The sequence below is a fragment of the Streptomyces sp. NPDC097640 genome (assembly GCF_040302705.1).
Taxonomy (GTDB): Bacteria; Actinomycetota; Actinomycetes; order Streptomycetales; family Streptomycetaceae; genus Streptomyces.
Genome location: NZ_JBEOSB010000005.1, coordinates 380714 through 406945, shown reverse-complemented (window position 1 = coordinate 406945; position 26232 = coordinate 380714). Strand labels below are relative to the sequence as shown.

The following is a 26232-nucleotide window of genomic DNA, read 5'->3' as shown; positions in this document are numbered from 1 at the left end:
TTGGACAGGGGGCGCTGGCCAGTTCCTTCGAAGCCAAGGGGACGTCATGAGCACAGAGGGACAGCGGAGTGGAACCGTGCCATTCCGGGAAGTGCAAGACGGCAAGGGGCGCGTCTACCGCGTCGGCGAGACGGACCGCGACATTCTCGGCCACAGCCGGAAGTTAATGGTCTATCTGCCATGGATCGCGATGATGGCCATCAGCGTGTCCGAGTACGCGTACGGCTCGGCCGAGGACACGCTCTCCGACGCACACGGCTGGAGCCAGAGCAACACCTTCTGGATCCTGAGCGTGTGGGTGTTCTTCCAGGCGGGGATCGCCTTCCCCGCCGGCTGGCTGCGGGAGAGGGGGATACTGACCGCCCGCAGGGCGATGTTCACGGGGTCGGCGCTGTGTCTCGTGGGCTTTCTCGCCCTCTCCCACCTCGACCACGTCTTCGCCGCGATCTGCGGCTTCGGCGTCATCGGGGGGCTTGGCTCCGGGCTCGTCTACGCCACCTGCATCAACATGGTGGGCAAGTGGTTCCCGGAGCGGCGCGGCGCGAGGACCGGGTTCGTCAACGGCGGCTTCGCGTACGGCGCGCTGCCGTTCATCTTCATCTTCAACTACTGGTTCGACACCGGAAACTTCAACGAGGTGCTCGACCTCATCGGTGTCTATGTGCTGCTCGTGGTGGCGGTCTGCGCCTGGTTCTTCAAGGACCCGCCCAAGAACTGGTGGCCCGCGCACATCGACCCGATCCGCTTCAGCGGCAACGCCAAGACCGCGGCGAGCCTGGCGAAGAACCCGCCCGCGGTGCGGCAGTACACGCCCAAGGAGGCCATCAGGACGGGCATGCTGCCCCTGATGTGGCTGGCGCTGGTGATGACGGCCGGGGTGTCCATCTTCGGCATCTCCTTCCAGGTCGACTACGCGAAGGACGTGGGCTTCGGCCCGCTGGTCGCGGCCTCGTCGATGGGCGTCATGTCCGTCATCAACGGCGTGGGGCGCGGGGTCGTGGGCTGGCTGTCGGACATCTGGGGGCGCAAGCCCACCCTGGTGTTCGTGATCGTGGTCCTGGGGCTCGCGCAGTTCGGGGTGATCTGGGCCGGAAACCTGCACAACGAGGCGCTGTTCCTCGTCTTCGCCTTCCTCTCCGGCTTCGGCGGTGGCGCCTTCTACCCGATGTTCGCCGCCCTGACCCCGGACTACTTCGGCGAGAACTACAACGCCACCAACTACGGCCTGGTGTACAGCGGAAAGCTGGTCAGCGGGCTGTTCGGCGGCGGTCTCGGCTCCATGGTCGTCGACGACTGGGGGTACGACGGGGCGTACGCGCTGGCCGGAGGCATCTCCATGGTGGCGGCCGCGGTCGCCCTGCTGCTCCGCCAGCCGGGCCGGCCACGGGTCCGCGACATCGCACCCAACCCGCAGCCGATCAGCCGGGAGGCGGTCTGAGCCTCGTACGGTGACGGATTCGGGACGGCGGCACGCCCCGCACCAGGGGCGTGCCGCCGTCCCGCGTTTCCCCGGGAGCTACGAGGGCTACCGGGGCTACTGGGCGCTCGCGGCGGGGCGCACCACGATCTCGTTCACGTCGACCTCGGCGGGCCGGCTGATGGCGAAGGCGATGGCATCCGCGACCGCCGAGGCGGGGATGGCCACCGCGCGATAGACCTTCATGGCATCACGGGCATCCGCGTCGGAGATCGAGTCGGCGAGTTCGGACTCGGTGACACCCGGGGACACGACACTGACCCGGATGTCGCCGCCCGATTCCTGGCGCAGCCCCTCGGAGAGCGCGCGTACGGCGAACTTGGTCGCGCAGTACACGGCGGCGGTGGGCGACATCTCGAACGCGCCGACCGAGGCGACGTTCACGAACTGCCCGCCGCCCTGCCGCCGCATCACCGGCAGGGCGGCCGCGATGCCGTACAGCACACCGCGGATGTTCACGTCGATCATGCGGTCCCACTCGTCGACCTTCAGCGCCTCGAGCGGCGAGAGCGGCATCACCCCGGCGTTGTTGACCATCACGTCCACGCGTCCCCAGCGCTCGCCGGCGGCGGCGACGAAGCCGCGCATATCGGCGGCGTCCGTGACGTCCAGCGAGCGGCAGGCCGCGCTGCCGCCCCCGGCGGTGATCTCCTGGACCAGCGCCTCCAGGCGGTCCACGCGCCGCGCGCCCAGCAGGACGTGATGGCCGTCGGCGGCCAGGCGGCGGGCGGTGGCCTCCCCGATGCCGCTGCTCGCCCCGGTGATCAGGACGACCTTGGCGGTGTTCTCGGCGGTGTCCGTCATGTCTTCATCTCCGTAAATTGCTCGGTGGAACACTTCCGTCACGCCGAGTCTGGGCAGGTCAGCGGCCATCAACCAGGACGGACACTCCCTGGGTGCGGCACACCCAGGCGGCCCACGGAGCCGCCGCCTAGCCTGGACGCATGGCTGACAACCACCTGGGAGAATTTCTGCGTACGCGGCGCGCGGCCCTGCGGCCGGAGGACGTCGGTATGCCGAGCCACGGGGTGCGCAGGGTCGCCGGGCTGCGCCGTGAGGAGGTCGCGGTCCTGGCCGGGATGAACGTCGACTACTACACCCGGCTGGAGCAGGGCCGCGAGCGCCACCCCTCGCCCCAGGTGCTCGACGCCCTCGGCCGCGTCCTGCGCCTCGACCCGGACGCCCGGGCCCATCTGCACCGAGTGGCCGGGGTGGCGCCGGGCATACGGCCTGCCGCCACCGCCGCCACCGTGTCCCCGGCGCTGCGCCAGCTGATGGACGGCTATCCGAACACCCCGGCGTTCGTGATCAACCGCACGATGGACATCCTCGCGGCCAACGCCCTGACCGACGCCCTTTACGCCCCGTTCGCAGCGGCGGACAACCTGGTCCGCATGGCCTTCCTGGACCCCGTGGCCCGTGGCTTCTACCCCGACTGGGACTGGACGGCCCAGGCCACCGTGGCCAATCTGCGCGAGGCGACTGGCTTTGACGCGGACGACCCACGGCTGCGCGAGCTCGTGGCCACCCTCACCGAGCACAGCCCGGAGTTCACCCGCCTCTGGAACACGCACAGCGTGCGCGGCAAGACACGGGAACCCAAGCGCTTCCTGCACCCGGACGTCGGCCCGCTCACCCTCACCTACCAGGCCTTCGACGTACGTGACGCCCCCGGCCAGCAACTCATCATCTACCACGCCGAACCGGGCAGCCCCAGCGCCCAGGCCCTGGGCCTCCTCGGCTCCGTCCACGCCACCCGGCACCGGGCGGATTCCCCCCGCCACCATGGTCGTTAGGGTTGCGGAGCATGACACTGACAGCAATAGCCCTGGTCGTGATGGTCATCGCGGTGTTGGGGTCGGCCGTCGAGCGCAAGGTCGACAAGCTGAACCGCAGGACCGCGCAGTTGACCCGCAAGGTCGATCTGATCCTCGAACACCTGGGCATCCAGGAGCCCCAACCGGAGCTGGCGCCGGTGCGGGCCCTCCTCACGGAGGGGAAGAAGATCCACGCCGTCAAGGCCTACCGGGAGCTCACCGGGGCGGACCTCAAGGAGGCCAAGGAGGCGGTCGACCGCATGGGGTGACACGCCTCCGTGACACGCCTCCGCGACGCCCCGTCAGCCCCGTTCGCGCTCGTGGTACGTGCGCCGGGTGTGTTCGGTGTGGGCGCGCATGACGTCCGTGGCGCGGCGCTCGTCCTGGGCGGAGATGGCCGCGATCAGCTCACGGTGCTCGATCCAGGACTGCTTGCCGCGCTGGCGGGCCACCGGGGTGTAGTACCAGCGGACCCGGCGGTCCACCTGGGCGGCCAGTTCGGCCAGGACCGCGTTTCCCGCGAGCTCCATCACCTTGGCGTGGAACTCCGCGTTCGCCGCGACCGCGCCGTCCACGTCGTCCGCGAGCACCGCGCGCTCGCCCTTGGCGCACAGCTCCTCCAGGGCCTCGACCCCGGACGGGCCGGCGCTCGCGGCGGCCAGCCGGGCGGCCTCGGCCTCCAGGAGGGTGCGGACGGTGAGGAGTTGGTCGGCCTCGTCCTCGGTGGGCTCGTGGACGAACGCGCCCTGGGCGGGGCGCAGATCCACCCAGCCCTCCGTGTTCAGCCGCTGAAGCGCTTCGCGCACCGGCTGGCGGGAGACCCCGAGGTGGCCGGCGAGTTCACTCTCGACCAGGTGCTGGCCGGGGCGCAGGGCGCGCGTGGTGATCAGCTCGAGCAGCGCCTCGTAGACGCGCTCGCGGAGCGGCCCCGGCCGCTCCAGCTTCGGCACCGCGCCCTGCGGCAGTCCTCTGGACAGCATCGGGCCCCCTTCGGATTCGTCCGGATTCGTCGTCCCGGGCTTCTCGGGCTCCCTCGGCAGACAGGCTCCCCGATTGGTTATTGTCTACAGTTTACCCATACTGTCCACGCAAGGACGGCCTGACATCTGGTCAGGCAGTGGCCGAATTACTTAAAGTCCGGTCCATGCCCTCCACTCCCCGGCTCGCCTTCCTCGACCGCTCCCGCACCCTCGCACCACCGGGCTGGAGCCGCTGGCTGGTTCCGCCCGCCGCGCTCTCCGTCCACCTCGCCATCGGCCAGGCATACGCCTGGAGCGTGTTCAAGCCACCGCTGGAGTCCTCGCTCGACCTGTCGGGGACCGCGAGCGCGCTCCCCTTCCAGCTGGGCATCGTGATGCTGGGTCTCTCGGCGGCCTTCGGCGGCACGCTGGTCGAGCGCAACGGCCCGCGCTGGGCGATGTTCGTGTCGCTGGTCTGCTTCTCCTCCGGCTTCCTCGTCGCCGCGCTGGGCGCCGCCACCCGCCAGTACTGGCTGGTGGTGCTCGGCTACGGCTTCATCGGCGGCATCGGCCTGGGCATCGGATACATCTCTCCGGTCTCGACGCTGATGAAGTGGTTCCCCGACCGACCAGGGATGGCCACCGGCATCGCCATCATGGGCTTCGGCGGCGGCGCGCTCATCGCCTCGCCCTGGTCGACCCGGCTGCTGGAGGAGTTCGGCACGGACAGCTCAGGCATCGCGTCCACCTTCCTGGTGCACGGGCTCACCTACGGGGCCTTCATGACGCTCGGCGTGCTGCTGGTGCGGGTGCCGCCGGACGGCTGGCGGCCGGCCGGCTGGCAGCCGCCGAGCGCGCCGGGCCGCCTGGTCAGCACGGCCCACGTCTCGGCCCGCAACGCCATCCGCACCCCGCAGTTCTGGTGCCTGTGGGTCGTGCTGTGCATGAACGTCACGGCCGGCATCGGCATCCTGGAGAAGGCCGCGCCGATGATCACGGACTACTTCGCGGACACCTCGGCCTCCGTCACCACCTCCGCCGCCGCGGGCTTCGTGGCGCTGCTGTCGGCGGCGAACATGACGGGGCGGCTGCTGTGGTCGTCGACCTCCGACCTGATCGGCCGCAAGAACATGTACCGGATCTATCTGGGCGTGGGCGCGCTGATGTATCTGGCGCTCGCACAGCTCGGGGACTCCTCCAAGCCGGTGTTCGTGATCTGCGCGCTGGTGATCCTGTCCTTCTACGGCGGCGGGTTCGCGACCGTACCGGCGTATCTGAAGGACCTGTTCGGCACCTACCAGGTGGGCGCGATCCACGGGCGGCTGCTGACGGCCTGGTCGCTGGCCGGGGTCCTCGGCCCGTTCATCGTCAACAAGGTCGCCGACCACCAGAAGGAATCCGGACACACCGGCCCCGGCCTCTACTCGCTCTCCATGTCCATCATGATCGGCCTGCTCGTCGTCGGCTTCGTGGCCAACGAGCTGATCCGGCCGGTCGATCCGCGCTTCCACGAGCCCGCCGGAGAGCCGGCGGACACCCGGGAAACCACCCCCGCCGAGAAGGGAACGGACCGATGAGGAACCGCACGGCTCTGACCGTCGCCGTCTGGGCCTGGGTGGTCCTGCCGTTCGGCTACGGGGTCTACGAACTCGTCCGCAAGGCCACCCAGCTCTTCACCGGCTGAGCCGGGCGGACCCATGGGCAGCGGCCCCGGCCGTCCGATCAGGGCGGGCCGGGGCCTCTTCGTCGCGTCGCCGGGCCCGAGTCAGGCCCGCGTCGCGCGCAGCGCCGCGTACTGGAGGGCCGCGAAGCCGCCGACCGTGACGGCCTGGAGCGGGATCCACACCGCGCCCGCCGTCGTCGGCGCCAGCCAGGCGGCGAGCGCGATCAGGCTGACCACGGCCCAGACCACGTTCGCCTCGATGACGGCACGGACCGGCAGCACCGGTGGGCTCTTGCGCGAGGCCAGGATTCCGACGCCCGCGCCGAAGAGCGTGAGGAAAGCGCCGAGGCCCAGCAGCAGCCCCTGGCCCATGCCGAGGAACCGGCCGAGCGGGCCCGAGGCGGCGAGGTAGGCGAGTCCGTTGCCGGTGGTGACGACGGCGTCGAGGGCGAGGAAGCGGCGCAGCATGGTCTGCGGCTCGGAGGTGCGGGCCAGGGCGGAGAGCTGAAGAGCGGACATGACGGATCGGCCTCCGTGGGTGTCGGGGTCCCGTGGGAATGGTCTGCCAGGGCCTCGGGCCGGGGTGCGCCGCCCCGTGGCCTGGTGAGAGCCACTCTGCCCGGCGGATTTCGGACGGTCGATTACGTCAGGGGTAATGCGCGCGGAGCGCGGGTCACGCGCCCTTCCCTCACAGCCCCAGCAGGCATACTGTATTCAATATCCTGTCGACGATGCCGGCGTTGCCGACGATGTATCAGCCGCCATAAGGAGCCCGTCGTGGCCCGTAACCGCAACCGACAGCCCAGGCGCTACCCCCGCCTGATCCACCCGCTCGTGCGGGACCCCGCGAGCGGCGAACTGCGCCGCGCCACCTGGGAGGAGGCGCTGGAGCGGGCCGCCGCCGGGTTCGTGGCCGCCACCCGGGAGCACGGGCCCGACGCGTTCGGAATGTTCTCCTGCGCCCGCGCGACCAACGAGATGAACTACGTGGCCCAGAAGTTCACGCGCGTGGTCATCGGGACCAACAACGTCGACTCGTGCAACCGCACCTGCCACGCGCCCAGCGTCGCGGGCCTGTCGGCGGTGTTCGGCTCCGGGGGCGGCACGTCCTCGTACGCGGAGGTCGAGGACACCGACCTGATCGTGATGTGGGGCTCCAACGCCCGCTTCGCGCACCCCATCTTCTTCCACCACGTGCTCAAGGGCATCCACAACGGCGCCCGGATGTACGCCGTCGACCCGCGCCGTACCTCCACCGCCGAGTGGGCGGAGAGCTGGCTGGGGCTCAACGTCGGCACCGACATCCCGCTCGCGCACGCCGTCGGCCGCGAGATCATCCACTCCGGGCTCGCCAACCGCGCCTTCATCGACCGCGCGACCAGCGGTTTCGAGGAGTACGCGGCCGAGGTCGAGCCGTGGACACTCACCGCGGCCGAGAAGGTCACCGGGGTGCCGGCGGCCGCGATCCGCGACCTCGCCCACGCCTACGCCACCGCCGAACGCGCCCAGCTGTGCTGGACACTGGGCATCACCGAGCACCACAACGGCACGGACAACGTGCGGGCGCTGATCAACCTCTCCCTGCTCACCGGCCACGTCGGCCGCCACGGCTCCGGGCTTCAGCCGCTGCGCGGGCAGAACAACGTGCAGGGCGGTGGCGACATGGGCGCCATCCCCAACCGGCTGCCCGGCTTCCAGGACATCCTGGACCCGGCGAGCCGGGGGAAGTTCGAGGCCGCGTGGGACGTGGTCATCCAGCCGCGCCACGGGCTCAACCTCACCGAGATGTTCGAGGCGATGGAGGACGGCCGGCTGCGCGCCGTCTACTGCGTCGGCGAGAACCCGGCCCAGTCCGAGGCCGACAGCGAGCAGGCCGTACGGCGGCTGCGGGCCCTGGACCACCTGGTGGTCCAGGACATCTTCCTGACGAAGACCGCCGAGCTGGCCGATGTCGTGCTGCCCGCCACCGCCGCCTGGTGCGAGACGGACGGCACGACCACCAACAGCGAGCGGCGGGTGCAGCGGGTGCGCAAGGCGGTCCGGCCGCCGGGCGAGGCCCGCGAGGACATCGACATCATCTGCGAGCTGGCGCGGCGGCTCGGCCACGACTGGAAGTTCACGGACGCCGAGGAGGTGTGGAACGAGCTGCGCGCCGTCTCCCCCGACCACTTCGGGATGACGTACGAGCGGCTCGAGGAACACCACGGCATCCAGTGGCCCTGCCCCAGCACGGAGCGGCTCGAGCCCAGCTATCTGCACGGGCGGCTGTGGGAGGCCGACCCGGCGCGGCGCGGCCCGCGCGCCGCCTTCGGGCCGGTCAAGCACGACCCGCCGGTCGATCTGACCGACGACCGCTACCCCATCCGGCTCACCACGGGGCGGCGCCTCGACTCGTACAACACCGGTGTACAGAGCGGCGGTTTCGCCTCCCCGCTGCGGCGCGGCGAGTACATCGAGCTGTGCCCGGAGGACGCCAACCGCTACGGGGTGGCGGCCGGGGATGAGGTGCGCGTGGCGTCGCGGCGCGGCGCGGTGGTGGCGCCGGTGTGGATCGACCCGGGGCTGCGGCCCGGTCTCGCGTTCATGACCATGCACTTCCCCGACGAGGTGGACACCAACTCGCTGACCATCGAGGCGAACTGCCCGATCGCCGGGACGGCCGAGTTCAAGGCGTCGGCGATCCGGATCGAGAAGCTTCCCGTGCCCGCCGATGTGAGGAGCTGAGCGTGGATCTGCGCTTCGGTGACAGCAAGCCGACGGACGAGGAGCGGACCGCCGTCGACGCGCTGCTCGGCCCGCCCGAGTCCGCCTGGGAGGGCGCCGACGACCGTACGGACGGCGATCTGCGCTGGGCGCGCGGCGGGCGGGCGGCGCGCGAGCGGCGCGATCTGCTGCTGCCGGGGCTGCACGCGATCAACGACCGGGTGGGCTGGATCAGCGAGGGCGCGCTGGACTACCTGTGCCGCCGGCTGACGGTGCCGCCCGCCGAGGGCTATGGCGTGGCGACCTTCTACGCGATGTTCTCGGTCCGCCCCCGCCCGGCCACCGTCGTACACGTCTGCACGGACCTGGCGTGCGCGGCCCGCGGCTCGGCGGAGGTGTGCGCAGGTCTGGAGCGCGCCCTGGGCCCGGCGGGCGCGGTGGGCCTGGCGGGCCCGGAGGGCGCGGCGAGCCCCGCAGCACCGGTGCCCCTAGCCGACCCGGCGAGCCCAGCGGGCCCGGTGGGCTCGGCGGGCTCGGCGGGCTCGGCGGGCTCGGCGGGCTCGGACGGAGGTGGCGTGGTGTGGCAGCGCAGCCCGTGTCTCGGGCTGTGCGAGCGCGCTCCGGCGGCGCTGGCGATCCGCGCGGGTGAACCCCCCGCCGCGTCGTCGTCGGGCACAGCCCTGTCGGACCGGGGTCCGGGGGCGGAGCCCCCAGTTACGGGAAGGGGCGGGGTGGGGGAAGAGCACCCCCGCCGCGAGCCCCGCCACGCCACCGCCGTCGTCGCCCCCGCCACCCCCGCCGCCGTAGCCGAGGCCGCCCAGGCCGTGGCGGACGCACCCGCCGAGCCGCCCGCCGCGGCCGCCGTGCCGCAGGCCGGGGCCGGGTCGCGCGGGCCGGCCGGGCTGCGGCTGCTGCGGCGGGTCGGGGTCGTGGACCCGGCGAGCCTCGACGAGTACCGCGCCCAAGGCGGCTACGCCGCCCTGCGCCGGGCGTTCGCGCTCGGGCCCGCCGGAGTGATCCGCGAGGTGAGCGACGCGGGGCTGGTGGGGCGGGGCGGGGCCGCGTTCCCGACCGGGCGGAAGTGGGACGCCACCGCCCGGCAGCCCGACCACCCGCACTATCTGGTGTGCAACGCGGACGAAAGCGAGCCCGGGACGTTCAAGGACCGGGTGCTGATGGAGGGCGACCCGTACGCGCTCGTCGAGGCCATGACCATCGCCGGGTACGCGATCGGCGCCCACCACGGCTATCTGTACCTCCGCGGCGAGTACCCGCGCGCCCTCGCCCGCCTCGAGCACGCCATCGGCCAGGCCCGCGCCCGCGGGCTGCTCGGTCCGGATGTGCTGGGCCAGGGGATCGCGTTCGACATCGAGATCCGGCGCGGCGCGGGCGCGTACATCTGCGGCGAGGAGACCGCGATCTTCAACTCGATCGAGGGGCGGCGCGGCGAGCCGCGCAGCAAGCCGCCGTTCCCGGTCGAGAAGGGCCTGTTCGGCAAGCCGACCGCGGTCAACAACGTCGAGACGCTGGTCAACGTCCTGCCGATCCTGACCGAGGGCGCCGCGGCTTATGCGCGCGTCGGCACCGAAACCTCCACCGGCACCAAACTCTTCTGCGTCTCCGGCGCCGTGCACCGCCCCGGCGTCTACGAGCTGCCGTTCGGCGCCACGCTCCGCGAGCTGCTGGACCTCGCCGGGCCGCCGCCCGCGCTGCGCGCGGTGCTGCTGGGCGGCGCGGCGGGCGGCTTCGTACGCCCCGACGAGCTGGATGTGCCGCTCACCTTCGAGGGCACCCGGGCGGCGGGCACCACGCTGGGCTCGGGGGTGGTGCTGGTCCTGGACGAGAGCGTGGAGCTGCCGCGGCTGCTGCTGCGCATCGCCGAGTTCTTCCGGGACGAGTCCTGCGGGCAGTGCGTGCCCTGCCGGGTGGGCACGGTGCGGCAGGAGGAGGCGCTGCACCGGATCAAGGACCGTACGGGGGCGGCCGCGGCCGGGGACATCGCGCTGCTGCGCGAGGTCGGGCAGGCGATGCGGGACGCCTCGATCTGCGGTCTCGGTCAGACCGCCTGGAACGCCGTCGAATCCGCCATCGACCGGCTCGGCGTCTTCGAGCCCCCTCGACCGTCCGCCGGGAAGGGAACCTCCGTATGACCACCGTCCCGCTCCAGCCACCGCGCCGCCTGGTCGACTTCACACTCGACGGGGAGCCGGTGCGCGCCCCCGAGGGGTCCACGCTCCTGGACGCGTGCCGCGCCTCGGGCAAGGACGTGCCGACGCTGTGCCAGGGCGACACGCTCACGCCGAAGAACGCCTGCCGGGTGTGCGTGGTGGAGGTCGAGGGCGCGCGGACCCTCGCCCCGGCCTGCTCGCGCCGCGTGGAGCCGGGCATGGAGGTGCGTACGGACACCGACCGGGCCCGGCACAGCCGAAAGGTGGTCCTGGAGCTGCTGGCCTCCTCCACCGATCTGTCGACGACGCCGCGCGCCGCCGAGTGGATCGAGGAGTACGGGGCCGAGCCGGGCCGCTTCGGGGCGGATGCCGCCCGGGTCGACGAGGAGCCGAAGGTCGACAACGACCTCTATGTCCGCGACTACGACAAGTGCATCCTGTGCTACAAGTGCGTGGACGCGTGTGGCGAGCAGTGGCAGAACACCTTCGCCATCGCGGTCGCGGGCCGCGGCTTCGACGCCCGGATCTCCACCGAGCACGACGCCCCGCTGACCGACTCGGCCTGTGTCTACTGCGGCAACTGCATCGAGGTGTGCCCGACCGGCGCGCTCAGCTTCAAGTCGGAGTTCGACATGCGGGCGGCCGGGACGTGGGACGAGTCGGCGCAGGCCGAGACCACGACCGTGTGCGCCTACTGCGGCGTCGGCTGCAACCTCACACTCCATGTGCAGGACAATGAGATCGTGAAGGTCACCTCACCGCACGACAACCCGGTGACCCACGGCAATCTCTGCATCAAGGGTCGCTTCGGCTACCAGCACGTACAGAACCGGGACTGACGGGACTGATCACTATGGGACGGGTCACCGAGCGCCGCCGCGTCATCCGCATCCGGGACGGCGCGGTCAGCACGCGTCCGGACACCCTCGTCGCCGAGGAGCCCCTGGAGATACGGCTTAACGGAAAGCCGCTGGCGATCACCATGCGCACACCGGGCGACGACTTCGCGCTCGCCGCCGGTTTCCTGGTGAGCGAGGGGGTCCTGGGGCGGGCGGACGAGCTGGCGAACATCGTCTACTGCGCGGGCGCGACGGCGGACGGCTCGAACACGTACAACGTGGTGGACGTGAAGCTCGCGCCCGGCGTCCCCGTTCCCGACATCACCCTGGAGCGCAACGTCTACACCACGTCGTCGTGCGGGCTGTGCGGCAAGGCCAGCCTGGACGCGGTGCGCACCACGGCGCGCTGGCCGGTGGGCGACGACGAGAACCACCCGGTGCGGATCGACCTGGAGACGCTCGCGTCCCTCCCCGACCGGCTCCGGGCGGCGCAGCGGGTCTTCGACCGGACGGGCGGGCTGCACGCGGCGGCGCTGTTCACGCCGGAGGGCGAGCTGCTGGACGTACGGGAGGACGTGGGCCGGCACAACGCGGTGGACAAGCTGGTGGGGCGGGCGCTCCAGCAGGGGCTGCTGCCGCTGTCCGGGGCGGTGCTGCTGGTCTCGGGCCGGGCGTCCTTCGAACTCGCGCAGAAGGCGGTCATGGCGGGGATCCCGGTCCTCGCGGCGGTCTCGGCGCCCTCGTCGCTGGCCGTGGACCTGGCGGCCGAGACCGGGCTGACACTGGTCGGCTTTCTGCGCGGCGCCTCCATGAACGTGTACGCGGGCGAGCACCGGCTCGCCCTGCGGACAGCGGCCGGCCGGACCTGACACCGGTCTGCCCGCCGCACGGATGACGGACCGGCCGGTGAGGAGCGCCCCCTGCGCCGGCCGGTCCTTTCCCGGCCTCTGTCTGCTTCTCGCCGCTCAGGCTTTATTGACTGATCGTTCTTATTGAAGTTAGAGTCTCCGCCATGGCCAGGACCAAGGAATTCGACCCCGACGCGGCGCTCCAGTCGGCCCTTGAGCTGTTCTGGCGGCGCGGCTACGAGGCCACGTCGATGGCCGACCTCGTCGAACACCTCGGCATCGGCCGCGCCAGCATCTACGCGACCTTCGGCAACAAGCACGACCTGTATCTGAAGGCGCTGGACCGGTACGCCGAGACACGCGACCCGCGCCTGCTGGACGAGCTGTCCCAGCCGGGCCCCGCGCTGCCCGCGGTGCGGGCGCTGGTGCGCCGCTTCGCGGCGGAGGCCGCCGCCCCGGAGGAGCGGAGCCAGGGCTGCTTCGTCACCAACAGCGCGGCGGAGCTGGCCCCGCACGACCCGGCGGTGGCCCGCCGGGTGGAGATCAGCTGGGAGCACGTCGAGACCCCGCTGTACGCCGCGCTGGTCCGGGCCAGGGCCCAGGGCGAGCTGCCCGGGGACCGCGACCCGCGCGCGCTGGCCCGCATGCTGTTCGTGCTGATGCAGGGGCTGCGGGTGGTCGGCAAGGCGTCCCAGGACCCGGCCAGGGTGCGGGACGCGGCCGAGCAGGCGCTGGCCCTGCTGGACTGAGCCGTACCTGTCACACCCACCACACCCGCCACACCCGCCACGCCGGAGTCGGCCGAAACCGGTCGAACGCCCCCACTCATGCCCTCATAACGAACCGTTCGGTCAAAAAACAGGGGAATCATGACCGCCGTAGACGGCGACGAGACGAACGCCACGGCCGACCGGCAGCGCGGCGCCTTCGCCCTGCTCGGCTGCGTCCAGGCCACGCTGATCTTCACGCTCGCCGCGATCTCCGTGCCGCTCCCCCGCATCGCGCGCGAATTCGGCCTTCAGCGCTCGGATGTGATCCTGCTGAGCGCCGCCTACGGGCTGACCTTCGCCGGGCTGCTGCTCTTCGGCGGGCGCCTCACCGACCGGTACGGCGGGCGGCCGGTGCTCACCACAGGGCTCGCGATCTTCGCCGCCGCCTCGGCCGCCGCCCCGCTCGCCCCCGGGATCGAGGCCCTGCTCGCGGCGCGCTTCGCGCAGGGCGCGGGGGCGGCGCTCACCGCGCCCGCCGCCATGGCCGTACTGCGCGCCGTCTTCCCCTCCCCCGCCGCGTACGGCAGGGCGATGGCGACCTGGGGCGGTCTTTCGGTCCTCGGCGCGACGGCGGGCAATCTGCTCTCCGGCGTCATCTCGACCCTGCTGTCGTGGCGTTGGAACTTCGCCGTACCGCTCCTGACCGCCGGGGCGGCCCTCGTCCTCGCGCCCCGGCTGCTGCCGGACACCGCGCCGAGCGGGCGCCGGGCGCTCGACCTCCCGGGCGCCCTGCTCGCCACCTTCGGCATCACGCTGGCCAGTTACGGACTGGTGGTGACCGACGCCCACCCCTGGTCGTCGGCCCGGGTGCTGGTGCCGCTGCTCGCCGGGGCCGCGCTGCTCGCCGCGTTCGGGTACGCCGAGCGCCGCGCCCGCGACCCGCTGCTGCCGCCCCGCTTCCTGCTCGACCGGCGGCGGGCCCTGGCGCTCGCGGCGATCGCGCTGACCGCCTGTGGGACGGCGCTGACCTTTGTGGTCCTCTCGCTCCACCTCCAGCAGGAGCGCGACTGGTCGGCGCTGCGCACCTCGGCCGCCTTCGTGCCGTTCGCCATCGCGCTGCTCGTCTCGGGGCGGGCGGCGGGACCGCTCATCGGGCGCTACGGGGCCCGGGCCGTCACCGCCGCCGGGCTCGGCACGGGCGGGGCGGGGCTGGCCCTCCTCGCGCTCGGCGGGCTCGACGCGGGCACGCCGTACGCGTCCGGGCTGCTGCCGGGTCTTGTACTGCTGGCGCTCGGTACAGCGGCCTCCTTCGCGGGCGCCGCCGTGCTCGCCACCGACGGTGTGCCGCGGGGGCAGTCCGGGCTCGCGGGCGGCGTGATGAACACCGCCATGGAGTTCGGCCCGACCGTCCTGTTCGCCATCCTCCTCACGCTCGGCGGAGACGCCTCGTCCCTGGCCGCGGCGGGGGCCGCGCTGGCCGCGCTCGCGGCCCTCACCGCGCTGAGCCGGCGCCCCTTCTGAACGACCCATCCGCATCACCCATCCATCGCTCAAGGAGCCACTCATGAACCGCTTCCCCGGCAAGACCGCGCTCGTCACCGGCGCGGGTTCCGGCCTCGGCCGCGCGATCGCGCTCGCCTTCGCCGCCGAAGGCGCCTCCGTGGTCGCCGCGGGGCGCACCGCGGCCACGCTGAACGAGACCGTCGGGCTCATCGAGGCCGCGGGCGGCACGGCGGCCGCGGCCGTGGCCGATGTCACCGACTCCGAGCAGGTCCGCGCGCTCGTCCAGGAGGCCGTGACCCGGTTCGGCGGGCTGGACATCGCGGTGAACAACGCCGGGATCCTGCGCGGCGTGGGGCCCGTCGGCGAGGTGAGCGAGGAGGACTGGGACGCGGTGCAGCGGACCAATGTCACCGGCGTCTGGCTGGCCATGAAGCACGAGATCGCGCACATGAAGGACCACGGCGGCGGCGCCATCGTCAACATCTCCTCCAACCTGGGCGCACACCTCCGGATCCCCAACCTCGCCGCGTACATCACCTCGAAGGCGGCGGTGTCCGCGCTCACCCGCGCCGCCGCCCTCGACCACATCCACCAGGGCATCCGCATCAACGCGGTCAGTCCGGGCCCCGCCGCCACCTCGATGTCGCTGCGGCCCGGCGAGACGGAGGCGGAGCGGGCCGAGCGGATGAAGCGGGACACCCCGCTGGGCCGGGTCGCGGAGGCCGAGGAGGTCGCGGCCGCGGTGCTCTACCTCGCCTCGTCCGCGGCGGGCGCGGTGGTCGGCACGGACCTGGTCATCGACAGCGGGGCCTCGGCCTGACGGCCCGTCGGCCCGAGGCCGGGCGGGGCTGAGCAGGCAGGCCGGGTAGAGCTGGCCATACCCGGGAGGTGGGGCTGGCGTGACCCCGGGACTAGGGCTGGCGTGATGGTGTCGGTACCGCCGGCTCCGGGATCGTGGTGAGCATGAAAGCACCCGCCATGACGGCCTTCGTCCCGACATCTGCCAGGAAACTCCGTTTCAGAGGACTGGCCGCGGCCGTGGCGCTCGCCACGGCCGCGGTCGGCGGCGTCGCGGCGGTCCCGGCCGCCGCCTCCCCCGACACCTCCCTCGGCCAGGACGAGTTGCAGAAAGAGGTGGCCAGGACCCTCCGGGAGGCCGGGTACGTCGGCATGACCGTGGAGGTCCGCGACGGCCGCCGCCGGATCCACGCCCGTGCGGGCGAGGCCGAGTTGCACTCCGGCCGCCCGGTGCCGTACGGCGCGAACTTCCGGGCCGCCAGCGTCACCAAGGCCTTTGTGGCCACGGTCGTGCTTCAGCTCGCCGCCGAGGGGCGGCTGTCGCTGGACGACACCGTGGACACCTGGCTGCCGGGCCTGGTCTCGGGCAACGGCAACGACGGCCGCCGCATCACCATCCGGAATCTGCTCCAGCACACCAGCGGCATCTACAACTACGGCCTGGAGGAAGACCTGGGGGGCACGGCCGAGGACTTCGAGCGGACGAAGCTCTACCACTTCGGCCCGGAGCAGAGCATCGCCGGAGCGATGCGGCACAGCCCCGACTTCCCGCCCGCCGACCCGGACGACCCGGAGCCGAAGTGGAACTACTCGAACCCCAACTACATGGTCGCCGGCCTGATCATCAAGAAGGCCACCGGGCGGCCCTGGGCCGACGAGGTACGCGACCGCATCATCCGGCCGCTGGGGCTGAAGGACACCTACGAGCCCGGCGACGACCCGTATCTGAAGCGGCCGTACGCCCATAACTACCACCGCTTCACCGGCTCCGGCCGATGGACCGACACCACCGTTCGCAATATCTCGTGGGCCGATGCCGCCGGATCGCTGGTGACCAGCCAGCGGGACCTGGACCGGTTCTTCACGGCCCTGTTCGGCGGTCGTCTGCTGCCCACCGAACAGCTCGCCGAGATGCGCCGCACGGTCCCCGTGAGCGCCGACTTCGAGATGGCGTTCCCCGGGCTGCGGTACGGGCTCGGGCTGATGCGGCAGCCGCTGACCTGCGGAGGGTACCGCTGGGGCCACGGCGGTGACCTGGAAGGCGGCACGGTCAGAACGGCGTTCGACGCGGACGGCCGGCGCTCGGTGGTGATCAGCGCCAGTGGGACGACATCGGACGACGAGCGGATGCTCAGGGCCGAGAAGGCCGTCCAGGCGCTGCTGGACCGCGTGATGTGCGGTCAGGAGCCGCGCCCATGAGAGCGGCGAGGCGCCGGGCGACCGCGGCCCTGGCCGCCCTGGCGGCCGTCGCCGCGCTGACGGCGGCGGCACCCGGCCCGGCCCCGGGGAGGGGCGGTGCGGAGGCGTTACGGCGCGACACGGAGGCGGTCCACGCGGCCGGGGCGGTGGGCGCCGCGGCGGTGCTGGACACACCGTCCGGCACGGTCACGGCCCATGCGGGACAGGCCGACCTGCGCACCGGCGCGCCCATGCGCGCCGACGCCCACTACCGCGCGGGCAGCACGGTGAAGACCTTCGTGGCCACCGTCGCGCTTCAGCTGGTCGGCGAGGGGCGGCTGTCCCTGGACGACACGGTGGACAGATGGCTGCCCGGCGTGGTCAGCGGCCATGGCAACGACGGCCGCCGCATCACCGTCCGGCAGCTGCTCCAGCACACCAGCGGGCTGCGCGGCTATACGAGCGTCCGCGAGGTCTTCCCCGCGGGCTACTCCGCGCGCGGCTATTACGAGAACCGCTTCCGCCACTACACCGCCGAGGAGCTGGTCGCCGGCGCGACGCGCTATCCCCCGAACTCCACGCCCGGGGCGGCGTATCGCTATTCCAACACCAACTACGTCGTAGTCGGCATGATCGTCGAGCGGGTCACCGGACATCCCTGGCGCGCGGAGGTCCGCGACCGGATCATCCGCCCGCTGAAACTGACCGGGACGACGCTGCCGGGCGACCGCCCGTATCTCCCCGCCCCGTACGCACACGGGTACCACACCTACGCGGAGGACGGGCGCCGCGTCGACACCACGATTTTCAACTCCACGGCGGCCGATGCATCCGGCGATCTGGTCACCACCCCGCACGACATCAATCGCTTCTTCACCACCCTCCTCACCGGCCGGCTGCTGCGCCCGGCCGAGTTCGCCGAGATGCGGCGGACCGTCCCGATACCCGACGAGCCGGGCCGCGGCGCCGGCCTCGGCCTGGAGACGACCCCGCTGAGCTGCGGCGGCTTCTCCTGGCACCACGGGGGCAACGCCCTGGGCTACTCGAGTGAGAACGGGGTCACCGCGGACGGGCGGCGTGCGGTGACCGTGTCGACCAACAGCTTCGACGAGGCCGACACGGCGCGGCAGGAGCGGGCCGACAAGGCGGTGAAGGCGCTCATCGACCGCGCCCTGTGCCGGTGAGCCGGCATCCGGCCGCGCCGCTACGGCGCGGCGATCGGCCCAACCCGCCTGGCGCACACACGATCTGACGCACAATCCTTGTGGGAGGCGGGGGCGAGACGGGACACTTCTCCGGCAGCACTCGATCAGACGTGGGATGTCTTGATGTCGTGATGTCCAGATGCCACTGAAGGGCAGGTCGGTGACGATGGCGTCAGAACTTCGCGCTACTCGCAAGCGGTCCAGACCATGGCGGCGCCGCGCGGCGGTGCTCCTCGCCGCCGCGGCGCTGGCCCTGATCCCGATTCCGGTACGGGCCGCGGAGGCGGAATCCCCCGCTTCCGCGGCCCCTACCGACTTCGATCAGCAAGTCCTCTTCAAGTCTTCCCAGGACAGCGGGTACTCGTGCTTCCGGATCCCGGCCGTCGTCAAGTCCAAGGACGGCACGCTGCTGGCCTTCGCCGAGGGGCGGGTGAACAACTGCGGCGACGCCGGCGACATCGATCTGGTCCTCAAGCGCTCCACGGACGGCGGCCGCACCTGGGGCCCGCTCCAGGTGATCAACGAGGGCGCCGGGGACACCCACGGCAACCCGGCGCCCATCGTGGACCAGCGCACCGGCCGCATCGTGCTCGCCAGCACGTACAACACCGGGCGCGACGACTCCCAGGGCTGCAGTGTGCCCTGTGACCGGACCCCGCACCTCCAGTACAGCGACGACGACGGCGTCACCTGGTCCGCCCCGCGCGATCTGAGCGACTCGCTCCTGCCCGCCTCGTGGAACTCCTGGTACGCCACCGGGCCCGTGCACGGCATCCAGCTGACGCACGGCCGCCACCGGGGACGGCTGCTGTTCACCATCAACACCGAGAGCCACGACGGCACCCGGATCACCGCCAACCACGCGGCGCTGGCGTACAGCGACGACGGCGGCGGCACCTGGCGCATCGGCGCCGTGGACAGCTGGCCGGTCGCCGCGGACGGCACATTCCGCCAGAAGCCCTCCGAGATGACGCTGGTGGAGCGCGAGGACGGGTCGGTCTACGTCAACGGGCGCGAGCAGGACGGCACGGACCTCGGCCACCGCGACTTCGCCATCAGTCGCGACGGCGGCGAGAGCTTCACCGGGCCGTTCCGCACCATCCCCGATCTGTACACGCCCCAGGTGCAGGGCTCCATCCTCCGGCTGCGGGGCGAGGACCGGGACGGCTACAGCCGCCTGCTGTTCGCCGCGCCCGCCGACCCCGACCGGCGCCGCACCATGATGATCCGCTCCTCGTGGAACGAGGGGCGCGGCTGGGACCCCGTCGACCGCGGCAAGGTGGTCACCACCGACTGGTCCGGCTACTCGGACATGGTCGCCATCTCGCGCGACGAGGTCGGGCTGATGTACGAGGGCGGCGCGGTCGACGCCCGCGACGAGATCCGCTTCGCCCGCTTCACCGAGGACTGGCTCGGCCCGCGCCGCGGCCCCGACCCGACCACCTCGGACCAGGCCCCCGGCGCCCGCCCGGCCACCGTCCTCGGCGGCCCGGCCCGGACCGAGGGGCGGTTCGGACGGGGGCTGTCGTTCGACGGCACGGACGACGCCGTGCACGTCCCCTTCCGGCCCTCGCTGCCCCTGGGCACCCGCGACTTCACGGTGAGCCTGTGGTTCCGCTACACCGCGGCCTCGGGCCAGCAGCCGTTCCTGTGGATGGGCGGCATCGGCAACAAGCAGCCGCAGGTGTGGCTGCGCGGTGAGCCCTCCAGCGGCCGGGTCCGGGCGCTGATGACCACGGTCAACGGCACCGCCACCTTCACCAGCGCCTCGGTGAGCACCGACTCCGCGTACAACGACGGGCAGTGGCACCACGCCGCGCTCACCCGCACCGGCGGCCGGCTGACCCTGACCGTGGACGGGGGCACGCCCGTCTCCACCGCCGATGCGCCCGGGCCGGTCACCCGCACCTCGCCGTTCGGCATCCATGTGGGCGAGGCGGTCGACAGTCGCTCGCGTCTGACCGGCGACCTGGACGAGATCCGGATCTGGAGCCGCGCGCTCTCGGACACCGAGCTGCGGCAGGTCCGTGAGTTCAACGCCACCACGGCCGACGGGCACGGCAAGGACCCCGCCGCGCTCGTACGACTCCCCCTGGACCGCGTCCGCTAGCCCCCTTCATCGCCTGGTTCTCCTGCCGGGGTCCGTAGAACAGCGGGAGGAGAACCAGGCCGGGCCAGGTCGTACCCCGCCATCCACCGATCGGCTGATGCTCCTTCGAGCGCGATGGCCGATGTTCTCCCCAGCCCCGCCACGGCACGCTCATGCACATGGCAATCATCGAAGTGAGCGGCCTGCACAAGGCATACGGGGACAAGAAGGCGGTCGACGACGTTTCCTTCGCCGTCGAGAAGGGGGAGATCTTCGGGATCCTCGGCCCCAACGGCGCAGGCAAGACCACCACCGTCGAGTGCGTGGAGGGTCTGCGCCGCCCCGACCGCGGCAGTGTCCTCGTCGCCGGGTACGACCCCATCGCCGACCGCGGCTCCGTCACACGCGTTCTGGGCGCGCAGCTCCAGGAGAACGAACTGCAACCGAAGATCACCGTGCAGGAGACACTCGAGCTGTACGCCGCCTGCTACCCGGACCCCGCCGACTGGCGCGTCCTGGCCGAGCGCCTCGGAATCACCGACAAGCTCCGCACGCGGTTCGCGAAGCTCTCCGGCGGCCAGAAGCAGCGTCTGTTCATCGCGCTCGCCCTGATCGGCAACCCCACTGTCGTCGTCCTGGACGAACTGACCACCGGGCTCGACCCGCGCGCCCGCCGCGACACCTGGCAGCTCATCGAGGACATCCGGGACAGCGGCGTCACCGTGCTGCTGGTCACGCACTTCATGGAGGAGGCCCAGCGTCTCTGTGACCGGATCGCCTTGATCGACAAGGGGCGGATCACCGCACTGGACACCCCCTCCGGGCTGATCGGGCGCACGGCGAGCGGCACGGAGATCTCCTTCAGGCCCTCCACGGCGCTGGATCTGCGGCGGTTGACGGCGCTGCCCGCGGCCGCGTCGGTGACGGAGAAGGACGGGCGGGTCGTCGTCAAGGGCACCGACGAGACCGTCAGCGCCGTGCTTTCGCTGCTCGCCGGACAGGGCATCACCGCCCACCAGCTCCGCGTCGTCGAAGCGAGCCTGGACGACGCCTACCTCAACCTGACCGGAGCGGACGCATGAGCACCATCACCCGCACCCGCCCGTCCGCCGTCAAGGGCAGCGCCACAGCCGTCCTGCGGGCCGAGGCACGTCTCTTCCTGCGTGAACCCGTCTCCTTCTTCTGGATGCTCGGCTTTCCCACGATCCTGCTGTGCATCCTGGGAGCCATCCCCTCCTTCCGGGAGCCCTCGACCGATATCGACGGCCTGCGTGTCGTGGACCTGTACGTCCCCATCGCCGTCCTGCTCGCCATGATCACGTCCGGTATCCAGACCATGCCGCCCGTCCTCACCGGCTACCGCGAGCGGGGCATCCTGCGGCGCATGTCCACCACCCCCGTGCGGGCGGGCTCCGTCATCGGCGCGCAGATCGTGCTGCACGGTGCCGCCGTGGCGGTCTCCGCGTCGCTCTCCCTCGCCGTGGGCCGGATCGTCTTCCATGTGGCCCTGCCCCGCCAGCTCCTCGGATACCTCGTGGCCTTCGTGCTCGCCACACTCGCCATCCTGGCGCTCGGCGCCACCGTCTCCGCCGTCAGCCGTACAGTCAAGATCACTCAAACGGTGGGCACAGTAGTGTTCTTCCCTTCGATGTTCACCGCCGGTGTCTGGCTGCCGGTGGCGGCCATGCCCGACGCTCTTCAGCGCATCGTGAGCCTGACCCCCTTGGGCGCCGCGGCGCAGGCCCTCGACGAGGCGGCCGCGGGACACTGGCCGAGTTGGACACACCTCGGGGTCACGGCGCTGTGGACGGTGCTGCTGATCGCCGCGGCCCGGCGCTGGTTCAGATGGGAGTAGTGCGCACCACATGACGACGACGGTCGAGGAGCGCTGGACGCAGTTCTTCCGGTACGGCCCCTACGCCCTGCTGGGCCTCGCCACACTCATCGGGGCCGCGGCGGCCGACCTGATGATGACCCGGCGGGAGATGTACGCCGGAGGAGCTCTGCTCCTGGCCGCGCTGGCCCTCCAGGTGTGGTGGACCCGGACCGAGCGGCGGCTGTCCGCGGCGAACACCACGGCGCTCACCGCGGCGGACTCCGCCGACGGCCGCGCCCCGGCCGAGAACGCCGTCGGCGTAACCGGCGCCGGTGAGAGCTTCGGCGCCCGGGGGCTGCCTGAGGGGACGACCGCGGGGCGGGTCTACTTCGCGCTGCGGACCGCCCTCGCCTTCGTCCTCACCTGGCTCAACCCCTTCTTCGCGATCTACGCCTGCCTCAGCTACTTCGATGCCGTGCGGCTGCTGCCGCCACGCGCCGCCCGGGCCGGGTTGGTGGTCACCGCCGTCATCATGGGGGGCTCCCAGTCCGGCGGCCTGCCGCCCCCCTCGCCGCTGAACTGGGTCGCCTTCGGCGTGCTGTTCATCCTGAACGCGGCGCTCGCCATCGTCTTCAGTCATCTCGGCTCCAAGGAGGGCGAGAGGGCCCAGGAGCGCGCCGAGACCATCGCCGCCCTGGAGAAGGCCCTCGCCGAGAACGCCGCCCTGCACGCCCAACTCGTCGTCCAGGCAAGGGAGGCGGGCATCGCCGACGAGCGCCGCCGCCTCGCCGCCGAGATCCACGACACCATCGCCCAGGGCCTGACCGGCATCATCGCCCAGCTCCAGGTGGTCGACTTCACCGCCGACCCGGACGTGGCCCGCAAACACCTGGGCCGTGCCCAAGCACTGGCCCGCCACTCCTTGAGCGAGGCCCGGCGCTCCGTGCAGAACCTCTCTCCGGCCGCTCTGGAACACGACACGCTTCAGGAGGCACTGAAGAAGACCGTCGCCGAGTGGTCCGAACGCACCGGTGTCACCGCCCGGTTCACCGTGACCGGCACCACCGAGCCGCTGCACGGCGAGGTCGCCGCCACCCTCCTGCGGATCGCGCAGGAAGCCCTCGCCAACACGGCCAAGCACGCCCGGGCCACTCGCGCGGGCGTCACCCTCTCCTACATGGATGACGAAGTCACCCTGGACGTACGGGACGACGGACACGGCTTCGACCCCCTGGCCGTCGCGCCGCGCACCGGCACGAGCACCGGCGGCTTCGGCCTCGGCGGGATGCGCGCCCGGGCCGAACGCATCGCGGGCACCGTCGCCATCGAGTCGGAGCCCGGCCAGGGCACCGCGATCAGTGCTCGCGTACCGTTGGTTCGCCATGGCTGACCAGAGAATCACCCTGCTGATCGTCGACGACCACCCCGTCGTACGGGACGGTCTGCACGGCATGTTCGCCTCCGATCCAGGCTTCGACGTCCTCGGCGAGGCCGCGGGCGGCGTCGAGGGAGTCGACCTCGCCCTGTCCCTCGATCCGGACGTCGTCCTCATGGACCTGCGCATGCCCGCCGGCAGCGGGGTCGAGGCGATCGCCGAACTCACCCGGCGCGGCGCCCGCGCCCAGGTCCTCGTCCTCACGACGTACGACACGGACTCCGACACGATCCCCGCGATCGAGGCGGGCGCCACCGGATATCTGCTCAAGGACGCGCCGCGCGAGGAGCTGTTCGCGGCGGTCCGCGCGGCCGCCGAGGGGCGTACCGTCCTGTCGCCCGCCGTCGCGTCCCGCCTCGTCTCCGCCGTCAGGAAGCCCGCCGTGCCCGCGGGCGAGGTGCTCTCCGCCCGCGAGCGCGAGGTACTCGCGCTGGTCGCCAAGGGCACGTCGAACCGTGAGATCGCCCGGGAGCTCTTCATCAGCGAGGCGACGGTCAAGACCCATCTGACCCATCTGTACGGCAAGTTGGGGGTGAGGGACCGGGCGGCCGCGGTGGCGGTGGCGTACGACCGCGGCATTCTGGGGTGAGCCCGCGCGCATGCGCCGTCGCCGACTCGCCTGGGAGCCGGGGCGTCGCGGGCCCCTCTCAGGCGCCGATGGGCGCCTTCGCCTCACGCTGCCCCACGGGGGCGGCCGCCGTCGCGGGGGATTCAGGCGCCGCCTCGGGTGCCGCCTCGGGTGCCGTCGCGGCGAAGCGCCGGGCCAGCACCGCGCAGACCATCAGCTGCATCTGGTGGAAGACCATCAGCGGCAGCACCGCCAGGCTCGCCTGCGCCCCGAACAGCACGCTCGCCATCGGCAGCCCGGACGCCAGGCTCTTCTTCGACCCGGCGAAGACGATCGCGATCCGGTCCTCGCGGTTGAAGCCGAGCCGCCGGGAGCCGTGCCAGGTGAGCGTGAGCATCGCCGCGAGCAGCACCGCCTCGACGGCCAGCAGCGCGCCCAGCCGCGCCGGGGTCACCGTGTGCCAGATGCCCCGGACCATGCCCTCGCTGAAGGCGGCGTAGACGACCAGCAGGACCGAGGTGCGGTCGAAGTAGCCGAGGACCTTGCGGTGGCGGGCGATGAAGCCGCCGACCCAGGGGCGGAGCAGTTGCCCGGCGAGGAAGGGCGCCAGCAGCTGGAGGGCGATCTTCAAGATCGAGTCCGCCGAGATTCCGCCGCCCGCGCTGCCCAGCAGCAGCGCGGCCAGCAGCGGGGTGACGACGATGCCGACCAGGCTGGAGAAGGAGCCGGCGCAGATGGCGGCCGGGACATTGCCGCGGGCGATCGAGGTGAAGGCGATCGAGGACTGGACTGTGGAGGGCACCAGGCACAGGAAGAGCAGCCCGGTGTAGAGCGGATGCGTCAGCACATACGGCACCAGTCCGCGGGCGGCGATACCGAGCACCGGGAAGATGACGAAGGTGCAGGCCAGCACGGTCAGATGGAGGCGCCAGTGGCGCATTCCGTCCAGCGCCTCGCGGGTGGAGAGCCGCGCGCCGTACAGGAAGAAGAGAAAGGCGATGGCGACGGTGGTCGCCCCGTCCGCGACGGTCGCGGCCCGCCCGCTCGCGGGCAGCAGCGCGGCGAGGCCGACGGTGCCGATCAGGGTGAGGATGAACCAGTCCAGAGGGAGCCAGGACGGAAGCGTGATCTTACGGCGGCGCATGTGCTCTCTTTCCGGACGGTGCCCTCCCCAGCATCCTCTTGATCACGACTATCGGGAATCCCACTGACCGCTCTGACTGTCATCGCATTCCGTGATGACCGCGGCTTACACTTGCGGTGTGTACGACCCGTCCCAGCTGCGCACCTTCCTCACGGTGGCCCAGACGCTGAGCTTCACCCAGGCCGGCCACCGCCTCGGCCTGCGCCAGTCCACCGTGAGCCAGCATGTGCGCAAGCTCGAGGACGCGGTCGGCCGGCCGCTGTTCGCGCGGGACACCCATGGGGTGGAGCTGACCGAGGACGGCGAGGCGATGCTGGGCTTCGCCCGGACGATCCTGGAGGCGAACGAGCGGGCGGCGGACTGGTTCCGGGGCACCCGGCTGCGCGGGCGGCTGCGCTTCGGCGCGTCGGAGGACTTCGTCCTGACCCGGCTGCCCCAGATCCTGGAAGGCTTCCGCCGCGACCACCCCGAGGTGGACCTGGAGCTGACCGTCGAGCTGTCGGGCACGCTGCACCAGCGGCTGGCGGCGGGGAAGCTGGATCTGGTGCTGGCCAAGCGGTCCGAGGAGCGGCCGGGCGGCCGGCTGGTGTGGCGGGACAAGCTGGTGTGGATCGGCGCGGAGCGGCTGCGGCTCGACCCCGACCGCCCGCTGCCGCTGATCGTCTTTCCGCCGCCGGGCCTCACCCGCGCCCGTGCGCTGGAGGTGCTGGAGCGGCACGGCAGGCCCTGGCGGATCGTATGCACGAGCGGCAGTCTCAACGGGCTGGTCGCCGCGGCGCGCGCGGGCCTGGGGGTCATGGCGCACACCCGCGGTCTGATCCCGCCGGGGCTGGCGCGGATCCCGGACCGGGCCGGGCTGCCCGATCTGGGGCCGGTGGAGTTCGTGCTGCTGGACGGGGAGCGGCAGCGGGACTCCGCGGCCCATGCCGCGGCCGACCGGCTGGCCGCCGCGATCCTGGCGGGGCCGGTGCCCTGACGACCCTCCCATCTGTGCCCCGATGGGAGAGATTCGGTGGAGATAGCCGTCACACATGAGCCGCACAACGGGCTGATAGCCCCAGATCAGATACGGTCGCGGCGCTGTGCGGAGAG

24 protein-coding genes are annotated in these 26232 nt (G+C 72.0%); 20 read left to right on the top strand and 4 right to left on the bottom strand.

All coding sequences use genetic code 11. The features are described from left to right. The first annotated feature begins 46 nt into the window (after positions 1–46). Positions 47–1438: an OFA family MFS transporter gene (locus ABTY62_RS10330; protein WP_352128987.1), complete on the top strand. Its 1392-nt coding sequence runs from the start codon at positions 47–49 to the stop codon at positions 1436–1438. 96 nt (positions 1439–1534) lie between these two features. Here ABTY62_RS10330 and ABTY62_RS10325 read toward each other — a convergent pair whose 3' ends face one another. After that, complete coding sequence (locus tag ABTY62_RS10325) at positions 1535–2281, bottom strand: SDR family oxidoreductase (protein ID WP_352128986.1); 747 nt, start codon at positions 2279–2281, stop codon at positions 1535–1537. Between the two features lie 140 nt (positions 2282–2421). Between ABTY62_RS10325 and ABTY62_RS10320 the strand changes: the two genes are divergently transcribed. Together ABTY62_RS10320 and ABTY62_RS10315 are read left to right on the top strand one after the other, a co-directional pair. Further along, positions 2422–3273, top strand: a complete 852-nt coding sequence (locus ABTY62_RS10320) for a helix-turn-helix transcriptional regulator (RefSeq protein ID WP_352128985.1) — start codon at positions 2422–2424, stop codon at positions 3271–3273. An 11-nt stretch (positions 3274–3284) separates the two neighbouring features. Continuing rightward, positions 3285–3563, top strand: a complete 279-nt coding sequence (locus ABTY62_RS10315; protein ID WP_352128984.1) for a ribosomal protein L7/L12 — start codon at positions 3285–3287, stop codon at positions 3561–3563. A gap of 33 nt (positions 3564–3596) precedes the next feature. Here the strand turns inward: ABTY62_RS10315 and ABTY62_RS10310 are convergent, their stop codons facing one another. Next, the gene (locus ABTY62_RS10310) at positions 3597–4274 is read right to left on the bottom strand and encodes a GntR family transcriptional regulator (RefSeq protein ID WP_352128983.1); all 678 of its coding nucleotides are present in this window, start codon (positions 4272–4274) and stop codon (positions 3597–3599) included. Between the two features lie 164 nt (positions 4275–4438). Here ABTY62_RS10310 and ABTY62_RS10305 point away from each other — a divergent pair, with 164 nt between their 5' ends. Next, entirely contained in the window at positions 4439–5830 is a 1392-nt protein-coding gene (locus tag ABTY62_RS10305; protein WP_352128982.1) for an L-lactate MFS transporter, read from the top strand. After that, positions 5827–5937 (top strand): MFS transporter small subunit, encoded by a 111-nt coding sequence (locus ABTY62_RS47490; RefSeq protein WP_435861605.1) that lies wholly within the window; start codon positions 5827–5829, stop codon positions 5935–5937. Before ABTY62_RS10305 ends, ABTY62_RS47490 begins: the two co-directional genes overlap by 4 nt. Before the next feature lie 81 nt (positions 5938–6018). Here the strand turns inward: ABTY62_RS47490 and ABTY62_RS10300 are convergent, their stop codons facing one another. Continuing rightward, on the bottom strand, positions 6019–6435 hold the full coding sequence (locus tag ABTY62_RS10300) for a hypothetical protein (protein ID WP_352128981.1): 417 nt from the start codon (positions 6433–6435) through the stop codon (positions 6019–6021). Between the two features lie 258 nt (positions 6436–6693). On the opposite strand from ABTY62_RS10300, the gene ABTY62_RS10295 reads away from it, so the two are divergent. The 14 genes from ABTY62_RS10295 to ABTY62_RS10230 all read left to right on the top strand — a co-directional run bounded on the left by ABTY62_RS10295 (position 6694) and on the right by ABTY62_RS10230 (position 24017). Continuing rightward, complete coding sequence (locus ABTY62_RS10295; protein WP_352128980.1) at positions 6694–8640, top strand: molybdopterin oxidoreductase family protein; 1947 nt, start codon at positions 6694–6696, stop codon at positions 8638–8640. A gap of 2 nt (positions 8641–8642) precedes the next feature. Then, positions 8643–10769, top strand: a complete 2127-nt coding sequence (locus tag ABTY62_RS10290; protein WP_352128979.1) for an NADH-ubiquinone oxidoreductase-F iron-sulfur binding region domain-containing protein — start codon at positions 8643–8645, stop codon at positions 10767–10769. After that, on the top strand, positions 10766–11626 hold the full coding sequence (locus tag ABTY62_RS10285) for a 2Fe-2S iron-sulfur cluster-binding protein (RefSeq protein ID WP_352128978.1): 861 nt from the start codon (positions 10766–10768) through the stop codon (positions 11624–11626). Before ABTY62_RS10290 ends, ABTY62_RS10285 begins: the two co-directional genes overlap by 4 nt. 14 nt (positions 11627–11640) lie before the next feature. Continuing rightward, positions 11641–12495 (top strand): formate dehydrogenase accessory sulfurtransferase FdhD, encoded by an 855-nt coding sequence (fdhD, locus tag ABTY62_RS10280; RefSeq protein WP_352128977.1) that lies wholly within the window; start codon positions 11641–11643, stop codon positions 12493–12495. A gap of 143 nt (positions 12496–12638) precedes the next feature. Continuing rightward, on the top strand, positions 12639–13223 hold the full coding sequence (locus ABTY62_RS10275; RefSeq protein WP_352128976.1) for a TetR/AcrR family transcriptional regulator: 585 nt from the start codon (positions 12639–12641) through the stop codon (positions 13221–13223). 120 nt (positions 13224–13343) lie between these two features. Then, positions 13344–14705, top strand: coding sequence for an MFS transporter (locus ABTY62_RS10270; protein WP_352128975.1), 1362 nt, complete (start codon positions 13344–13346; stop codon positions 14703–14705). A gap of 43 nt (positions 14706–14748) precedes the next feature. After that, positions 14749–15507: an SDR family NAD(P)-dependent oxidoreductase gene (locus ABTY62_RS10265; protein ID WP_352128974.1), complete on the top strand. Its 759-nt coding sequence runs from the start codon at positions 14749–14751 to the stop codon at positions 15505–15507. A gap of 143 nt (positions 15508–15650) precedes the next feature. Next, positions 15651–16904 (top strand): serine hydrolase domain-containing protein, encoded by a 1254-nt coding sequence (locus ABTY62_RS10260; protein WP_502997435.1) that lies wholly within the window; start codon positions 15651–15653, stop codon positions 16902–16904. Continuing rightward, positions 16901–18067: a serine hydrolase domain-containing protein gene (locus ABTY62_RS10255; protein WP_352128973.1), complete on the top strand. Its 1167-nt coding sequence runs from the start codon at positions 16901–16903 to the stop codon at positions 18065–18067. Before ABTY62_RS10260 ends, ABTY62_RS10255 begins: the two co-directional genes overlap by 4 nt. A gap of 187 nt (positions 18068–18254) precedes the next feature. After that, on the top strand, positions 18255–20198 hold the full coding sequence (locus ABTY62_RS10250; RefSeq protein WP_352128972.1) for an exo-alpha-sialidase: 1944 nt from the start codon (positions 18255–18257) through the stop codon (positions 20196–20198). Between the two features lie 158 nt (positions 20199–20356). After that, entirely contained in the window at positions 20357–21259 is a 903-nt protein-coding gene (locus ABTY62_RS10245) for an ABC transporter ATP-binding protein (RefSeq protein WP_352128971.1), read from the top strand. Next, complete coding sequence (locus ABTY62_RS10240) at positions 21256–22032, top strand: ABC transporter permease (protein ID WP_352128970.1); 777 nt, start codon at positions 21256–21258, stop codon at positions 22030–22032. Before ABTY62_RS10245 ends, ABTY62_RS10240 begins: the two co-directional genes overlap by 4 nt. A gap of 10 nt (positions 22033–22042) precedes the next feature. Beyond that, on the top strand, positions 22043–23383 hold the full coding sequence (locus ABTY62_RS10235; RefSeq protein ID WP_352128969.1) for a sensor histidine kinase: 1341 nt from the start codon (positions 22043–22045) through the stop codon (positions 23381–23383). Further along, positions 23376–24017: a response regulator gene (locus ABTY62_RS10230; protein WP_352128968.1), complete on the top strand. Its 642-nt coding sequence runs from the start codon at positions 23376–23378 to the stop codon at positions 24015–24017. The genes ABTY62_RS10235 and ABTY62_RS10230 overlap by 8 nt, the downstream gene beginning before the upstream one ends. A gap of 58 nt (positions 24018–24075) precedes the next feature. On the opposite strand, the gene ABTY62_RS10225 is transcribed toward ABTY62_RS10230, so the two are convergent. Further along, entirely contained in the window at positions 24076–25140 is a 1065-nt protein-coding gene (locus ABTY62_RS10225; protein WP_352128967.1) for a bile acid:sodium symporter family protein, read from the bottom strand. A gap of 118 nt (positions 25141–25258) precedes the next feature. On the opposite strand from ABTY62_RS10225, the gene ABTY62_RS10220 reads away from it, so the two are divergent. Beyond that, positions 25259–26116 (top strand): LysR substrate-binding domain-containing protein, encoded by an 858-nt coding sequence (locus tag ABTY62_RS10220; RefSeq protein WP_352128966.1) that lies wholly within the window; start codon positions 25259–25261, stop codon positions 26114–26116. Positions 26117–26232: the final 116 nt, after the last annotated feature.

Excerpts from the sequence above, each read along its gene's own strand:
- ABTY62_RS10330 (WP_352128987.1), top strand. The coding sequence starts at position 47 with ATGAGCACAGAGGGACAGCGGAGTGGAACCGTGCCATTCCGGGAAGTG.
- ABTY62_RS10325 (WP_352128986.1), bottom strand. The coding sequence starts at position 2,281 with ATGACGGACACCGCCGAGAACACCGCCAAGGTCGTCCTGATCACCGGG.
- ABTY62_RS10320 (WP_352128985.1), top strand. The coding sequence starts at position 2,422 with ATGGCTGACAACCACCTGGGAGAATTTCTGCGTACGCGGCGCGCGGCC.
- ABTY62_RS10315 (WP_352128984.1), top strand. The coding sequence starts at position 3,285 with ATGACACTGACAGCAATAGCCCTGGTCGTGATGGTCATCGCGGTGTTG.
- ABTY62_RS10310 (WP_352128983.1), bottom strand. The coding sequence starts at position 4,274 with ATGCTGTCCAGAGGACTGCCGCAGGGCGCGGTGCCGAAGCTGGAGCGG.
- ABTY62_RS10305 (WP_352128982.1), top strand. The coding sequence starts at position 4,439 with ATGCCCTCCACTCCCCGGCTCGCCTTCCTCGACCGCTCCCGCACCCTC.
- ABTY62_RS47490 (WP_435861605.1), top strand. The coding sequence starts at position 5,827 with ATGAGGAACCGCACGGCTCTGACCGTCGCCGTCTGGGCCTGGGTGGTC.
- ABTY62_RS10300 (WP_352128981.1), bottom strand. The coding sequence starts at position 6,435 with ATGTCCGCTCTTCAGCTCTCCGCCCTGGCCCGCACCTCCGAGCCGCAG.
- ABTY62_RS10285 (WP_352128978.1), top strand. The coding sequence starts at position 10,766 with ATGACCACCGTCCCGCTCCAGCCACCGCGCCGCCTGGTCGACTTCACA.
- fdhD (WP_352128977.1), top strand. The coding sequence starts at position 11,641 with ATGGGACGGGTCACCGAGCGCCGCCGCGTCATCCGCATCCGGGACGGC.
- ABTY62_RS10275 (WP_352128976.1), top strand. The coding sequence starts at position 12,639 with ATGGCCAGGACCAAGGAATTCGACCCCGACGCGGCGCTCCAGTCGGCC.
- ABTY62_RS10270 (WP_352128975.1), top strand. The coding sequence starts at position 13,344 with ATGACCGCCGTAGACGGCGACGAGACGAACGCCACGGCCGACCGGCAG.
- ABTY62_RS10265 (WP_352128974.1), top strand. The coding sequence starts at position 14,749 with ATGAACCGCTTCCCCGGCAAGACCGCGCTCGTCACCGGCGCGGGTTCC.
- ABTY62_RS10260 (WP_502997435.1), top strand. The coding sequence starts at position 15,651 with ATGAAAGCACCCGCCATGACGGCCTTCGTCCCGACATCTGCCAGGAAA.
- ABTY62_RS10255 (WP_352128973.1), top strand. The coding sequence starts at position 16,901 with ATGAGAGCGGCGAGGCGCCGGGCGACCGCGGCCCTGGCCGCCCTGGCG.
- ABTY62_RS10250 (WP_352128972.1), top strand. The coding sequence starts at position 18,255 with ATGGCGTCAGAACTTCGCGCTACTCGCAAGCGGTCCAGACCATGGCGG.
- ABTY62_RS10245 (WP_352128971.1), top strand. The coding sequence starts at position 20,357 with ATGGCAATCATCGAAGTGAGCGGCCTGCACAAGGCATACGGGGACAAG.
- ABTY62_RS10240 (WP_352128970.1), top strand. The coding sequence starts at position 21,256 with ATGAGCACCATCACCCGCACCCGCCCGTCCGCCGTCAAGGGCAGCGCC.
- ABTY62_RS10235 (WP_352128969.1), top strand. The coding sequence starts at position 22,043 with ATGACGACGACGGTCGAGGAGCGCTGGACGCAGTTCTTCCGGTACGGC.
- ABTY62_RS10230 (WP_352128968.1), top strand. The coding sequence starts at position 23,376 with ATGGCTGACCAGAGAATCACCCTGCTGATCGTCGACGACCACCCCGTC.
- ABTY62_RS10225 (WP_352128967.1), bottom strand. The coding sequence starts at position 25,140 with ATGCGCCGCCGTAAGATCACGCTTCCGTCCTGGCTCCCTCTGGACTGG.